This is a genomic window from Hymenobacter guriensis, assembly GCF_015773195.1.
In the GTDB taxonomy this organism is placed as follows: domain Bacteria; phylum Bacteroidota; class Bacteroidia; order Cytophagales; family Hymenobacteraceae; genus Hymenobacter; species Hymenobacter guriensis.
The window spans coordinates 172,878-186,679 of the sequence record NZ_JADWYK010000010.1; the positions used below are offsets into that span (position 1 = coordinate 172,878).

16 protein-coding genes are annotated in these 13,802 nt (G+C 53.9%); 12 read left to right on the forward strand and 4 right to left on the reverse strand.

Annotated elements, in window-relative coordinates:
- Positions 1-235: 235 nt before the first annotated feature.
- From I5L79_RS16265 to I5L79_RS16275, 3 genes are all read left to right on the forward strand, one after another.
- Positions 236-1,000 (forward strand): hypothetical protein, encoded by a 765-nt coding sequence (locus tag I5L79_RS16265; RefSeq protein ID WP_196956123.1) that lies wholly within the window; start codon positions 236-238, stop codon positions 998-1,000.
- Between the two features lie 264 nt (positions 1,001-1,264).
- Positions 1,265-1,612 (forward strand): hypothetical protein, encoded by a 348-nt coding sequence (locus I5L79_RS16270; RefSeq protein ID WP_196956124.1) that lies wholly within the window; start codon positions 1,265-1,267, stop codon positions 1,610-1,612.
- A gap of 48 nt (positions 1,613-1,660) precedes the next feature.
- On the forward strand, positions 1,661-2,023 hold the full coding sequence (locus I5L79_RS16275) for a hypothetical protein (RefSeq protein ID WP_196956125.1): 363 nt from the start codon (positions 1,661-1,663) through the stop codon (positions 2,021-2,023).
- Between the two features lie 317 nt (positions 2,024-2,340).
- Here the strand turns inward: I5L79_RS16275 and I5L79_RS16280 are convergent, their stop codons facing one another.
- Positions 2,341-3,330 carry a helix-turn-helix domain-containing protein gene (locus tag I5L79_RS16280; RefSeq protein ID WP_196956126.1) on the reverse strand — a complete coding sequence of 330 codons (990 nt, stop codon included), beginning with the start codon at positions 3,328-3,330 and terminating at the stop codon, positions 2,341-2,343.
- Positions 3,331-3,558: 228 nt separating this feature from the next.
- On the opposite strand from I5L79_RS16280, the gene I5L79_RS16285 reads away from it, so the two are divergent.
- The 7 genes from I5L79_RS16285 to I5L79_RS16315 all read left to right on the forward strand — a co-directional run bounded on the left by I5L79_RS16285 (position 3,559) and on the right by I5L79_RS16315 (position 7,635).
- On the forward strand, positions 3,559-3,984 hold the full coding sequence (locus I5L79_RS16285; protein ID WP_196956127.1) for a hypothetical protein: 426 nt from the start codon (positions 3,559-3,561) through the stop codon (positions 3,982-3,984).
- 27 nt (positions 3,985-4,011) lie between these two features.
- A complete protein-coding gene (gene dndC, locus I5L79_RS16290; RefSeq protein ID WP_196956128.1) occupies positions 4,012-5,328 on the forward strand; it encodes a DNA phosphorothioation system sulfurtransferase DndC in 1,317 nt (438 codons plus the stop codon).
- Between the two features lie 35 nt (positions 5,329-5,363).
- A complete protein-coding gene (locus tag I5L79_RS16295) occupies positions 5,364-5,663 on the forward strand; it encodes a hypothetical protein (RefSeq protein WP_196956129.1) in 300 nt (99 codons plus the stop codon).
- Positions 5,664-5,784: 121 nt separating this feature from the next.
- Positions 5,785-6,027 (forward strand): hypothetical protein, encoded by a 243-nt coding sequence (locus tag I5L79_RS16300; RefSeq protein WP_196956130.1) that lies wholly within the window; start codon positions 5,785-5,787, stop codon positions 6,025-6,027.
- Between the two features lie 91 nt (positions 6,028-6,118).
- Positions 6,119-6,355: a hypothetical protein gene (locus I5L79_RS16305; protein WP_196956131.1), complete on the forward strand. Its 237-nt coding sequence runs from the start codon at positions 6,119-6,121 to the stop codon at positions 6,353-6,355.
- Between the two features lie 126 nt (positions 6,356-6,481).
- Positions 6,482-7,147, forward strand: a complete 666-nt coding sequence (locus I5L79_RS16310; RefSeq protein WP_196956132.1) for a hypothetical protein — start codon at positions 6,482-6,484, stop codon at positions 7,145-7,147.
- A 164-nt stretch (positions 7,148-7,311) separates the two neighbouring features.
- Positions 7,312-7,635, forward strand: a complete 324-nt coding sequence (locus tag I5L79_RS16315; protein WP_196956133.1) for a hypothetical protein — start codon at positions 7,312-7,314, stop codon at positions 7,633-7,635.
- Between the two features lie 23 nt (positions 7,636-7,658).
- Here I5L79_RS16315 and I5L79_RS16320 read toward each other — a convergent pair whose 3' ends face one another.
- Positions 7,659-8,288: a class I SAM-dependent methyltransferase gene (locus tag I5L79_RS16320; RefSeq protein ID WP_196956134.1), complete on the reverse strand. Its 630-nt coding sequence runs from the start codon at positions 8,286-8,288 to the stop codon at positions 7,659-7,661.
- Between the two features lie 142 nt (positions 8,289-8,430).
- On the opposite strand from I5L79_RS16320, the gene I5L79_RS16325 reads away from it, so the two are divergent.
- Positions 8,431-8,721: a hypothetical protein gene (locus I5L79_RS16325; RefSeq protein WP_196956135.1), complete on the forward strand. Its 291-nt coding sequence runs from the start codon at positions 8,431-8,433 to the stop codon at positions 8,719-8,721.
- A gap of 107 nt (positions 8,722-8,828) precedes the next feature.
- Here the strand turns inward: I5L79_RS16325 and I5L79_RS16330 are convergent, their stop codons facing one another.
- Positions 8,829-11,924, reverse strand: coding sequence for a T9SS type A sorting domain-containing protein (locus tag I5L79_RS16330; protein ID WP_196956136.1), 3,096 nt, complete (start codon positions 11,922-11,924; stop codon positions 8,829-8,831).
- Between the two features lie 26 nt (positions 11,925-11,950).
- Positions 11,951-12,664 (reverse strand): DUF6252 family protein, encoded by a 714-nt coding sequence (locus I5L79_RS16335; protein ID WP_196956137.1) that lies wholly within the window; start codon positions 12,662-12,664, stop codon positions 11,951-11,953.
- 698 nt (positions 12,665-13,362) lie between these two features.
- Between I5L79_RS16335 and I5L79_RS16340 the strand changes: the two genes are divergently transcribed.
- Positions 13,363-13,802 (forward strand): carboxypeptidase-like regulatory domain-containing protein (locus I5L79_RS16340; RefSeq protein ID WP_196956138.1); only part of this gene is annotated, 440 nt, incomplete at its 3' end.

A 13,802-nucleotide genomic window follows, 5' to 3' on the forward strand; every position in this document is an offset into this window, starting at 1 on the left:
AGAACGGCTGCTCAGTAGTAGCGCCAGCCGCCAGGCGCGCATCAGTATACCGAGGCCTGAGCGCAGGGCAGTACCAGGTAATCGGGTCAAAAAAACCATCCGTGGGCAGTAGGGAGAAAAAGGCTGTTTAAAGCAAAATGAACGGGTTTTTTGTTGCTGAATATTAGCTAAAAAGGGCGTGCGAACGTAAAAGATACTACAACGCAAGCATCCTTAACCTTCACTTTGAACCGCCATGAATGTCCCTGCCCTCAGCCAGCCCGCTACCCTGATTTCCGAAACTATCCAGCCAGAATCCCCCGTGGCCCGCCGCATCCGGGAGATACGTCAGTCGGCGCTGGCTATGTTGAGCCATGCCCTGAGCAGCCCACTAATTTCTGATAGCCAACGGGCAGTGGCCACGGCCAAGGCAACCGATTGCCACGATATCTGGCAGTTGATTAAATGGCACACTGCCGTAGTCAAGTATGTGGCTGAGGTGAAGGCCGGGGTGCGACTCTCGCACCCCGAGCCTGAGCAGGCGCAAGCACCTGAGCCGGCACGAATCGAATCCCAAGTGCCAGTAGTGGCAGCAGCAGTAACTGCCCAACAGGAGACCGTAGGGCCGGGCGATGGCCAGGGCGGCCGGACCCGCCAGTACCGCCCGGCCCGGCGCATGTCGGCCGAGAAGTTAGTGCGCCTGCGCGCTGCCAATCAGGCGCGGCGTGATGCAGTTGAACAGCGGCGAGCACCCATGCCTATGTGGGCCGAGACGCCTCGCCTCACGGCACTTCCCGGTGGATTGTACTGGTCAGGACAGGGCGAAGTGCCCGAGGTGGGCAAAGCGCTTATGGTAAGCCGGAACGGTGGACTTAGCGGCAAAGCAACGGTACGGGGCTATTTCCATGCTGAGGGCTTCCTGGGCCTCGTAGCCGACTTTGAGAAAATACCCGCTAAGTACCAGCAAGCCCCCCGCAGCCAATTCGTGTTTGGCCGTGATGTGCAGCCGATCGCTGCCTAAGCCATGCCGGAAAAGCCGCCCCGCAAATTGGTGGCGGCTTTTCCTTTAGGGAGTACGGCATTGCAACCGGTACCTGCAGGTACTATCGGGAAACTGGCAAGCGGAATAAATAGACAATAGACCGTAATGCAGCCAACATTGCGTGCATGGATACTGTCATTTTGCAACTAAAATTAATTGCTTAATTTGCTGTCCCTTGTTGCTTAATAGCAACAACAAGAAGGGGTTAAAATGCGTATATTTAGCAACTAAACACTGGGGCCAATGAAACGCCAACTCAACGATTTAACGCTTCACGCTCAGATTACGGCCCTTTTTGCCGAGGGTGAAACCGGGGTATGGCATCCGCATACGACGGTGGAGGAATTGATAAACGAGCAGTTGGCCTACAACCGTTGCCAGGAGGCCCCCGATGAGGAAATTGCCGTACTGGAGCGATTGGTTACCTGGATGGGCGAACAGCTACACCTGGTGCAGCACCTAGCTGAGCAAAGCTCACCGGAGGCCCAGGCCGCTTATGCCGAGCAAATTGGGTGCCTCTACGATCAGGAACTATCCGCGATGCTGGCAACCGCCGAGGCCTGCGGCGGTGATTATCGGTTGCCCTGGTAGGCAGGGGTAGCCCAGCTTACATCTACTGCTTTTTGACCCCTACTGCCCATGGCTATTCTCCTCCCAACCCCGGCTGATGCCGCTGCCACGGTGCAGCAAGATTCGAGCATGCTGCAGCGCACGCGGGAACAGGCCCGTAGTGCCGCCTTACTAGCTGCTACAATGGCCAGTGGGGAGCAAGGCCGCGTTCTGAGCCGCGCATTGGACGCTATAGAGGAGCCAGTAGATTTGCCGACGCAGGTATACCTGATCAGCAGGCTTTATAACCATGTAGCCAACGTCTACGCCGGGCTAGCAGTCCCAACGATACAGCTGGAGCCCCAGGGCGTACCAACCCATGAGGTTTTCAGAGAGCGGGGAGCATTTCTGCACTTAGTCAGCGAGCAGCTGTCACTTTATGTCGCCGCATGAGCAAGAGCGAGTTTGCCCCTGATGGCATTGCGCACTTAAGCGAGTTGGAATGCGGCCGCTGCGGGGAGGTAATGTTACATCACGTCGTGGGACTATCAGCACATTATCCCTTATGTATTCTGTGGTTTGTGGCCTGTGCTGAGTGTGGCTTCGAAGCACAGGCCTGGGAAGAGCGGCAGGTACCAATTCTTTATGGTGGCGGCAAGGCCCAGAAACCGGATAAGGAAGTAGTAGATAGCGAGGAAGAAGAATGAAAGACTCCCTCGCTGCACCGGAGTAGCGAGGGAGTCGATGGACAGTTTCTTAATTACTGAGAGCTAGAAATGCTGCCATTGGTCCTTAACTTGTTTGTAATAGGCCTCGGCATCTGCCGCATCGGGTCTAGCGCTCAGACGCTGTTCCTCCAGCCAGACAACATCATCGGCCCCCAGGTCGGAGACAGTCCAAACGAGGCCAATCAGGCGGGTCAGCGTGCGGTTATAGGCAGCTTCATCTTCCCGCAGCGCCGCGCGCAGGGCCTCGAAGCCTGTACCTTCCGGGCCATGCACTGCCTCATGCAGACACATCGAAATATGCCGAGCGTCCGACTGCTGCTGAATAACTCGCCAGAACTCCTCGTCATGTTCCTGCAGTTCACTGTGCTTATGTTCAGCCGTTGACGCCTGTACCGGCAGCGGCTCTGTTGACGCAGTGGTTTCTGTGGTAGCCGTAGCGGTTGGTTGCTTGAGACGAGTAGTTACCCAGCCAAAGGGCGTGTTCTCAAAAGCAAAATAAGGCTCGTTTACCGCTTGGTGTGCCTCCCACCATTTTAACAGTAAGTTGTCCTGAATGATGCCGTGATGAAACCACGAGTAGATATCCATATCCTGAACGACCTGCGCAAAGGCTAGGGCAGCGCCGGCTGAACTGGTGCGCGAGACAAACATCGGGGCAGCCTCGTACTGGCGACGAGTTTCTATACCATTGAAACGGAGCCAGTCCCAGTCAAGCTCGCCTAATTCCTCGAAAGGGATACGTTCCTCAAACTCACCCTCCGCACTACCTAGCCGGGAGTAAATCATGCTTTCGAGGGATTGGCGCATGAACTGCAGTTCGGAAGTGGCGTCGTTGAAGTTAGGAGTTACGAATAGTTGACTCATGCTTATGTCTAGGGCGGAGGAAAGGCGTTGGATGTGGAGAAAAGTAATGGCGGTTTGCCCCATTTCAAGTTTGCAGTAAGAAGTGCGGCTCATGTGCATGCGGTGAGCCAGCTGCTCTTGTGTCAGCCCGGCGTTTTTGCGCAATTCAATTAGGGGTCTGAGGTCCACGGGCGTTACGCTGAGAGGTGAAGGATGCGACAAAACTATTCGGCCAATACGGTTATAAAAAGCATGTTCGGAAATGGAACAACACGAGATGTTACCCGTCAGGGGCAGCAGGGTGAAAAGTGCGATTAAAGCACATTTATGACAATTTCTATGTTGCTAAATATTAACAAGACCCTGAAAGATGCGTATAATTAGCAACATAAAAGCCCTTTTTAATTCGCCCGTGTTATGCTTACCACCTCACGTCCATCCCGCCTCAGCATCGAGGAGCAGTACTATGCCCCGATTCCGCAAGGCCAGGGCCAGCGGGTAAAATTCAACGCCGGCGCCGAGGCAGGTGGCCTTATGGTTCTGGGCTTTATTCTGCGCTGGGGGGCCTGCTACTACGTGGCTGGGCCTGACTTTGCCAACACCGAACAGGAGTTGCTGCGAGCCATCCAGGCAGGGAACGTTTCGTCTCTAGGCATACGGGAAGCCCCGGCCGCCAGGGTGCATTGCTTCGGCAGCTTGCTGGAGGCCGTCGAGGGCCTGTGCATATTAATTGAGCTGGCCTATGGCCCAGAGGGTGAACAGCTATTGGATGAGCAGGAAGAGGAGGATGAACCGTTCGACGCCTGTGCCACTCCTGAGGATTCTTCCTACGCTATGTGCTAAACCCCTACCGCATCTACCTCACTGATTATGCCCCTGGACATTTCCTTTATCGAAGCCGAACTGCTGGATCAATACCTGATTGACGACAACAACCGGCCGTGGATTCTCGGCTTCAGCGGCGGAAAGGATTCTACGCTCCTGCTGCAACTAGCGTGGCGCTCGATAGCTAAACTCCCGGAGGAGCTTCGCCACCGTCCCGTGTACATTGTCACGAATGACACCCGCGTAGAAAATCCCCGTGTGGCCAAGTTCGTAGAACAGCAGCTGCGCCGCATTGAGGCAGGAGCCCAGGCGGCCGGCTTACCATTCATCGTTCAGCGTACCCTGCCGCAGTTGCAGGAGACGTTTTGGGCCAAGCTCATTGGGCTTGGTTACCCGGCACCGGACACGCGCTTTCGATGGTGCACGGACCGGCTGAAGATTTCCCCAACCACGCGCTTTATTCAAAGCAAAATCAGCTCCGCCGGCGAAGTCATTATCCTGCTGGGCACCCGCGAGGCCGAGAGCAGCAAACGAGCCCAGTCGATGCGCAAACACGCCGTGAGAGGCCAGCGCCTGCGAAAGCATGTATTGCCGAATGCCGCCGTATTTGCCCCAATACGCGACGTGCTGACGCCGGAACTGTGGCAGTACCTGAGCCAGGTTCCGCCCCCGTGGGGCGGCTCACACAAGGAGCTGATTACGCTTTACCGCAACGCATCCGTTGACGAGGACTGCCCGCTCGTCATCGACACGGAAACCGCCTCCTGCGGCAAAAGCCGGTTCGGCTGCTGGGTGTGCACCGTCGTGGCCCGGGATAAATCTATGGAAGGCCTGATTCAGAACGGTGAGGACTGGATGGAGCCACTGGCCGAGCTGCGCAACTTCTTAATCGAAGCTCGCGACAACCCGGCCACCTACCGGCAGAAGGAGCTGCGACGCGGCTACGTGCGCGAGGAGGCCTGGGGACCCTACTCGGCCGGCACCCGCGCCGAGGTGCTGCGCCGGCTGCTGCAGGCCCAGTACACCATTCAGCAGGAAGTAGATGCGTCGATGAGCTTCATCAGCTACCAGGAACTGATAACTATTCAAGCGCTCTGGCACCGCGACGGACTGTTTGAACACTCTGTTGCCAGCATCTATAACAGCATCTACCCGGTGGCCATGCGTGACGAAGGCCTGCAGCGCAAGCAGCAGGAGCAGCAGCTCCTGCTGCGCGAGGTATGCACCGACAACCCCGATCACTTCGACCTTATTACCCAAGCAATGGAGGTGCTGAAAACGCAGAAGTTGCTGGGCCGCCGCCGCAACCACGTCACCGGCGTCGAAGCGGTGCTGGATAACTACCTGCGCAACCAAAAGTAGCCTCCATCCCCTACCCCTTAAACATACGCAGAGCCATGAGCAAGGAGCCCCGTTCCAGTACCTATTCCGTCGGCCAACAAGTTGAGGTGAAGCATTCAAGTGCCAAATACCATATGCGCAAAGGTATTATTGCCACTAAAGTCGGTGGGGGAGTTTATGGCGTCCGCATGCTGGAGCGCTCGCGGCTCGTCAACTTACCGACCGGAGGCTCCCGGACCGTAATTGACGGCGAGGAAACGAAAAACCTAAAGCTAGGTTCCCTGCAGCTGATCGCGGGAGGCCTGCAGAAAGTCAACGCTTCCGGTTGCGGTACGCAGGCCACGCTATTTAGCTAAGGCATCAGGTCAGGGCAGTAGGGGAATGAAAGGCTATGGGGCCTTCCATTTCATCAGATATTTCCGGTAAAAGGGGCGTTTCCATCGTATAAAGTGGACAACGCACCCTTTTTAATACCCCATGGCCACCATCCTAACACATCCAGCCCTGTTGGCTGATGAACCCGAAAACATCCACATCGACGCCACCTTTACCTGCTACGGCCACACTGAACAAGTGCGCCTGGAGGTGCCAGCGAACTTTTGGCAATTGAGCAGCACCGACCGGGCCGAAATTATGGATGACGAGTACGACACCTGGTGCGATGGCGGCCGTGAGCCGTGGAGCATCGAGACCGAGGAGCCAGAGAACGCAGCAGCATAAACCACCCTGGATGCGCCTCCTACCTACCCGAGCTGCCCTGACTGCCAGTGCCAGGGAAGCAAACGCACTGTTACGCCAGAATCCGGCAGCAATGAGCCAGGAAGAGGCACAACACCTGCTGGCCAGCGTCACGGCCTGCCTGCAGCAGCATGACAACGACCCGCTGCACATTGTGGAAGATAAGGGCTACGTCAAGACGCTGACGCCGGCAGCGGCCAAACGCAGCAAAGCCCTGGCCTGGCACGTGTACCACTGTCAGGACCGCCTACGGCGATTAGCTGACCCAACATATACCGTTGCGGGCTACACTGGCCGCAACTGCAATTAAAACATGGCCCCTTTTCTGTAGACATATAAAACCTTATTCAAACCCCCTTTATTGTTGCTAAATAGCAACAATAAAGGGGGTTTGAACGTTAATAGGCTATACAACGCAACCCTTTTTCCCTTCCTTATGTCCCACACTGCCCACCATACCGCCGAGGCTGTTGCGCTTGCGGCGGCCGCTTTGAAAGGCACCGACGTTTCCTATCCCTTGTTTAGCCTGCACGCCCTGCAGATGCGTCCTTCGCCAGGCGTCGAATGGGTGGATTGTCCCGCTCGACTGTTCCTGCAGGAGCGTGCCGGCGCCTGGATAGTCGCCCTCTGTGGCACAACCAGCCGCCTGTTTCACACCAGTACGTATGATCAATACTCCTTTAAGCTCGACGAGCAGGAGTTTGTGGACCGGTTTGAGTTGCTGGCTTATTTTCAAAACCAACGCCAGCAAATTCTCGCCTTGCTTGACCAAACAGGCGCCATTAAGCTGGGCCAGCACGGCGAGCTGGAAACCGTGACGCCGGAGTTAGGTCAAGCCCTGAGCTTAGACCAGATGCAACGGGCAGTCAGCGGGGTGATTGATATTCATAGTTGGGCCGGTGAGCACCAGGCCCATGCTTTAACAGATACCTCCCTGGTAATACACACGGATGGTAAGTACACGGGTAGTCCTATCAATGCACTGGCAACGTGCCTATGGTTCCTGGTGTATCCGCTGGGCGTGTACAGCAGTGGTGGCTACGGGAAGCCGGATTTTGTGGTGGGTGATGTCCTTCTGGTACGCGATACCCTGCTACGGTAAGGTATGCCGGCGCAGCCGCCCGGGCTCCGAGTAAGTAGTTCGGGCGGTCAGGCGCCCTTTTTTAATTTATTGCTGCTTTTTATCAGCGATAAGAAATTTGTTGCGTATAATCGGCAACAAATTTCATTCTTACCGTCCTCTGAAAGCCCTAAGCGATTTAACGTATGGCATCTAAATCGACCAATTCCAAGAAACCTGCTGCGCAGGCAACCGCTGCTAAGAACGGCAAAAATGCAACGGCCGTTGGCAGAACCTTCGCGCAAATGCTGGACAATAAAAAGTTTACGTCGCGGGTTCTGCAAAAACAACTGCGCATGTCCTCGCGCACAGTAAACAATGCTAAAGTAGATCCTGGCGTGCTAAGCCTGGGGGACGTATTCCGACTGGCTGATTTAATGAAGGAACCTGTTGAGCTGCTCATGCAGGAACTGGTGGCCGAGATTAAGCAGCTGCCCGCCGATCTGCAGCCTGTACAGCGCACTACCTAATCCTGCCCTTTGCTTTGTCTATTCTACTGCCGGCAAGCCACTAGCCTGACAAGCCGATGGGTCTCTAGCGAAAAGTCGGCAACCGCCTCTGGTTCCTCATAGCGCAGGATATCAAAGCCTGCAGCTGCATAACGGTCCGGTAGTTCGCCGCTGAGGAACCCAATCTGCTGATTAGGAGCCAATCCCAGAGCGGCATTCACATCAGCATGGAAGTTCTCGAACACGACCAGCCCGCCGGGCCGCAGGGCCTGCGCTGCATGAGCGGCATGGTCGTGTTCATCCGTGTAGCACAGTACGACCAAGTCCCAGCATGCATGGCCCCAAGCGTAGCTATGGCTGTCTTGCGCGTGAGCCGTGATAGACAGGTTCCGCTGCCGGGCCTGCTCTTGGGCATAATCCAGAGCTTGGTCAGCCACATCTACCCCCGTTACCTGCCAGCCTAGCGCGGCCAGGTGCAGGGCATTGCGCCCCTCGCCCATGTGCATATCCAGGGCAGTGCCGGGACGCAAGCAGCGCGCCGTTTCCATCAACAATCCATTAGGCATGCCATTAAAACGGGTGCTGCGCCAAGTAGGATCTAGGTAAGCTCTGTTCCAACGTTCTTTCTCGACGACGGCACTAACACTGAGTGCTGACTGGCTGTTGATGCTCATAGGTGGCTACTTCAAAGCTGTAAATGATTAAAGGACCGGAAGAACCAATACTGGTACTGAAACAAAACGAATACAAAATTCCGCGGCAGGTAGGCTTGGATGCGATTTGAGTCATCTATTTTTTGCAATTGTTAAAATGCCAATGCACACCGAAAAAAAGCACATATTGTCCGACGCACTTAACCAGAGCGGTACCGGTCACCTGTTGCCCATTATTGACTTTCTGAAGGTACAGGGAAACGAGCCTTCAACAGGCGACCAGTTCTATTACTACCGGGACGGGAACGGCGTGTATGGCTTCGCTCAGCCGCTTGACGTGGCTGCGCTAAGGGCGCAGTTCGAGTTCCCATCTAGCATCCACCTTACGGCCACATCAGTGCACGACATCCGGCACTTTGTGTGCATCACTCAGAATAGCGGCCCCCTGCCGTAGGAACTGCCTTGCTGCTCATCTTGCCTGTGCATTCGAACCCTTTTCAACAAAGAAAACCCCCAGCTCACGCGTTAGGACGTGGGCTGGGGGGGTACTTTCGCGGGCTGTTAATGCTGCACGCTCAGATTGCGGTTTACAATTTGGCCACCGCGGCGTATCTGCACATGATACAAGCCCGCCGGTAGCGTGGAGGTGTCCACCGTGATAGTTCCCTTTTTTGTGCTGGCAGAATGTACTTTCTTACTCCGGTCGTTATATAGATCGACCTGGTAAGCATGTGGGTTCTCTTCTTCCGGGCCGGCGACCTTCGCTGCGAACTGATCCGGGGATTCCGTCTCAGACAGCGTAGTAACCGTTAAATATTGCGTGGACGGGTTAGGATAGACCTGAACGTTATACGGGTCGCACATCTTACCTTCCGTGGGATCTGCGCTAATTTCTACCGAACCAGCCGGTAGCATTACCCCGGAGCAGGTGCTAGGAGCAGTTACCGAAAGAGTAATTTCGTCATACCGGGGAGTAACGCTGGTCGAGGGCGACGTAGTAGTATATGTGCTCGTAGTAACGGCGCCGGTACTCCCTGAAACGATCCGCTTGGTCCAGTAGTATGGGCCTGTGGTATTACCCTCGGCACGAACTGCTACTGGCGTCCAGGGGCAGATCCGAACTTGGTTGTCGTCCCACTGTATCCGGGGCTGAAGTGCAGCTCCGCCATCGATAACCGTCAGCTGGTAAGTAGTAGACGGGCTTTCGTTTGCCCCCGCACGCTTGGCCACAACAGATACCATAACGGTACCAGGCTGTCCTGTGCTCCGGATACTTTGTACAACCCCACCATTCGTAGTGGTGGTCGTTCCAGTGCTGGGAAATATAGCCGGGCCGCTTAGGGTCCAGGTATAGGTCACATCGCCCAGGCGTGAGCATTCGTCCAGCGACACGTAGGCTACCTGATTAGGACAAACCTGGGGGGGGTTAGTTACCTTGAACCGGGGCGCCTGTGTCTGGCCGGTTAGCTCCCGCATTAGAAACATCTGCGCCGGGCCATCCATAGTCACGTGCGCCCCGTTGGCATTGGTATACATGTAGTAAGAATCAAACGGAATTTCGTTGTTACATATAAGATTACGCGCCGAAAGATTTGTATTCGGGTCGGGCAACTGACTGATGCCGGTATAGTTGGTCAACGTACGATACTGATACCCCAGGGCGCTGACGGTAGGAATAAAGCAGTGATTCGGGCGCAGCTGAGTAAAGCGGAATTCAACGCCCTTGATCTGTTTTCCATTCAGCGTACCGGTAGCAATCTGCTGCTGGGCATCATAGGTGCCACCGGGCGCCAGGTCATAGTTTCGAGGGCCAGTCAGCCATACTTGGTACCGCTTAGCAATAGGTTTGGCAAGGGCAACTAGTACGCGCGCCTCCCCATTGAAGATGGTCGTTTTTACATTACTGGGGCCGGCGAAGTACATATTTGCCGCAATCTGCGTACCTGGTGTTGTGCTGCGATAAAAGAATTGTCGCCGTTTGTTGCCTTTTTTCCGGGCTACGTCCAGTTCCATACCAGTTTGTCCAGGTAAGCCCATCGCCGTATTCAAAGCCCCAGTACCATTGCCATTGGCCAGCGCTACCCGGCGGACCTGCGTTGGATAGCCATAGCTGCCAGCTAGCCCATTGCTCTGCAGATTACGGGTAAACGGTTCGTGTAGCGAGTAACCAGTAGTCAGGTTTAAATGCTGATATACGAGCATCTGCCGGGCCGCCACAGAGTTCAATCGGGACAAATTGTGTTCCGCGCTTTCAGATAGGCCTGAAAAGTACCGGATGAAAGCTTGGTCGCCCAGCGGAATATTTGCCCCTTGATGTGGCGCGTCAAAGGAAATCCAGGTATCAACATTATGCTTCCAGTAGGCATTGTTATACGTAGCCGAATTGTTGGCATCAGCATAGTTTTTTTCCATCAGGGCTAAGGCGTAGCGAGAAATAACACCGCCCATAGAAGGACCAATTATCGTCACCTTTTCGCTGGGATTAGCCATCAGAGGCTTGATCTTGGATAACAGTTCAATCAGTACAAATGCATTCCGTTCGATAAAGTCCGCGCCACCATCTGTGTCACCATAGGCAGAGGAGCCGTTATAGGTAATGAGCCGTTTAGTCGTAGGGAAATTGAGAACAATCAGGTCACGGGGCTGTTTTGCACCATATAATGCTTCGCCAACAGGACTAAACTGAGTAAATATTTCTTGAATGCCGCGTTTGTCAGAAGGATCAAATCCATCAATTATGATGGTTGGCTTACGCAGTTTGGAATCTACTTTACTATTGTCATTATAGAGAAAGCAGGTAACCTGGCCTTCTCCATAGGTTGAAAACCCTTTGTAGTCTGCCCAGGGTAACCCTTTTACGTTCGGCAGAGGCATTGCTACTGAATTGTCACGCCGTAAGTACGTTGGTCGTACATAAAGCTCCGACTTAGCTGATATAGTACGACTGTCGGAAAAGGTAATGAGATAACTTGCCGTGAGCAGACCGGGGGGTAATAGTATTGCGGAGGTCCCCCCAGGCGTAAGCGTCCGGGTGAAACCGCCGACTGTCACCTGTACTGACCTAACGTACCGCTGGGTATTGCCTAACAAGAAATTGGGCGGCAGGGTGAGCGTGACCTTCTGATTAACCGAATCGGCGAGCAGGGCTGCAATCGTCACCTGCTGCGTCTGATAGGGATTGCCCACCCCGTCAGCATACAGCCCATTAATCGTGATTATACTACCCTTTTCCTCCGCCAGCGTGTCCAGCACGCCAAACTGATAATCCAGCACGCCAATAGGCAATTCGCCATAGCTTACTTTGGTCGCCGTTGCCGCCGTGCGGGCCATATTGGCGAACTCGCTACGGCTGATGGGGAATCCAGCACTTTGATAGGCAGCCGAACGCAGTTCGAAATAGCTTTGAAAAATGTGCGAGGCAGACGAAGGGGTAACTTGCGTAAACTCATTGAGAAGTGCTACCGCAGGCACACGATCATAGAGAATTCCCTTGGGAACACGCGACTTATCCAGTGGGGCCGTCAGGCTATCTACCAGTTGCGTGTACGACGAAACTAGGGATTGGTCAGACGTACCACTTGGCTCAGGTGTCGAACTCAACTGGGCATAGCTCAGCTGGGCCCCTAATAATAGGGGCAAAAGTAAAATTTTACGCATGATTAGTTGAAGGAAATTAAGGAAAACTATTCTTTGTACTTCACATCAAACCGCCCCTCAGTTACCTGCACAGTGGCTGAACTATACCTTTCCTGGGCAGTGAACTCGAAGGTGCCCGAGATAACATGGGCAACTGTATCGAGCCGAGTGATGACAATCTGTCCAGGGTGCTGGGGTCCTGTAAAAAGTGAGTTAGAAGGACTTGGAGCCTCATAGACGAAGCTGGCATAGGAAGGCGCTGTGTTAGCCAATTCAGGGCGAGCAACCTGATCAAGTACATATGATCCAGGCGCGCGGACATCCAGCGCACTTAAATGGACACTCGTATCGTAGAGCGGCGAGTCTTTATCGGCCGATGAATAAGAAAGATCGAGGGTAAACTGATGATTTTCGGAATCGCCGTTATAGTGAGCAACAATAGGGGGAGAAGTAAATAAATCTACGTTCACAGGTACCCAATTCGTCCCATTCACTTTACAACCGGCCGTTTGAGCACCCGTCTGCGTCGCTGCTGGCAACTGGGGCTCGGGAAAGTACTCCTTACCGCAGCCAACCAGCAACGTGGTTATAAATATTGGAAGAAGAAAGCGGGAATGACGCGCAGTAGCAGCCATGGTGAGGAGATTAGGTATATGAAAGCAGAAACCGTAGGAACCGTGGGAAGAAGTCACATACTTATCTTCAAAGCTATTAAATCTAATATCAATACAAAGCCAGATAGCGGCAATATTTAATTGCATGTATTTTGATCATACGTTAATTAATACGTATTATGACGTTTCATTGTTGCTAAACAGCAACAAAATTTATCTTATGGAATACACTTTTCCCACGAGATACTTGTTTGGTGGCCAAAATGTATAACGCTGGATTCCATCGACGAGCACCGCCAACCAGGCGGAGAAAAACAGCAGGGGCTGGCTTGTATCGTGGACGACCTCACGCAACTATCCGCCAGGCCTGCAGGAACTATTGGGGCCGGCTACGAGGTGACGAGATTGAGTTATTGGGTGATAGTTACTTGCTGCGGCAAAGGTAGTATTAAATTAAGGAAACAAGATTATAAGATGATAAAATAAGAATAAACACTGACATTTATAGTCCAAAGCCATGCCTGTTCACTGTCTCCATGACACTGCCTTCTTCTCCACACATCGTAAGATCCTCCTTTACAGTTTTGATAAGGAACTTTTGCCAAATGGGCGGCGCGATAGAAACAAGAAAGCACCTGCAAAAAGCCTCCAGCTTCGAAGGCCATCGGCACGATTACACTGCAGAACAGGCTAATTAGAAATAAGAATAATTCTATATGCCAGCGTTGGACTAAGGCCGCAATAGTGAGTGCTGCTTTACCCGCGCCAGTTTACCTCCTTACCCTGCCTGACCGGCAGGCATCCCCCAAATCTCTCTTTCAGTGCCGGCCTTTGGGCTACTTAACATGCAGTATTTGACTTTATTCCCAGTTGCAGTGCTGGCAGCTGGTCTAAGCCTTTTGTTGACGGAGCAAGCAACCGCCCAGGCAAGGCAACTTGTTGAAGTTAAAGGAACGGTTTACACAGATGCCGGCGAGCCATTACCCGACGCTACCGTCTACTTGGATGGAAGCGGAATTGGGGGAAATACAGGAGCGGGCGGCACGTTCTCATTTGACATTCCGGCGACTGCTTTCCCCGCCGTGATCAAAGCCTCCTACATCGGCTATGAAACAAGCCTTGATACCCTGCGTGGTGCTGGCCAACGCCTGGAGATTTTCCTGGCTCCCAGCCTAACGCTCATCAGTGACGTGGTGGTATCGGCCTCACGGGTGGAGGAGAACATCCTGCGCGCGCCCGTCACGGTCGATAAGCTCAACGCCCAGCACCTAGCCCGCCTGAGCAC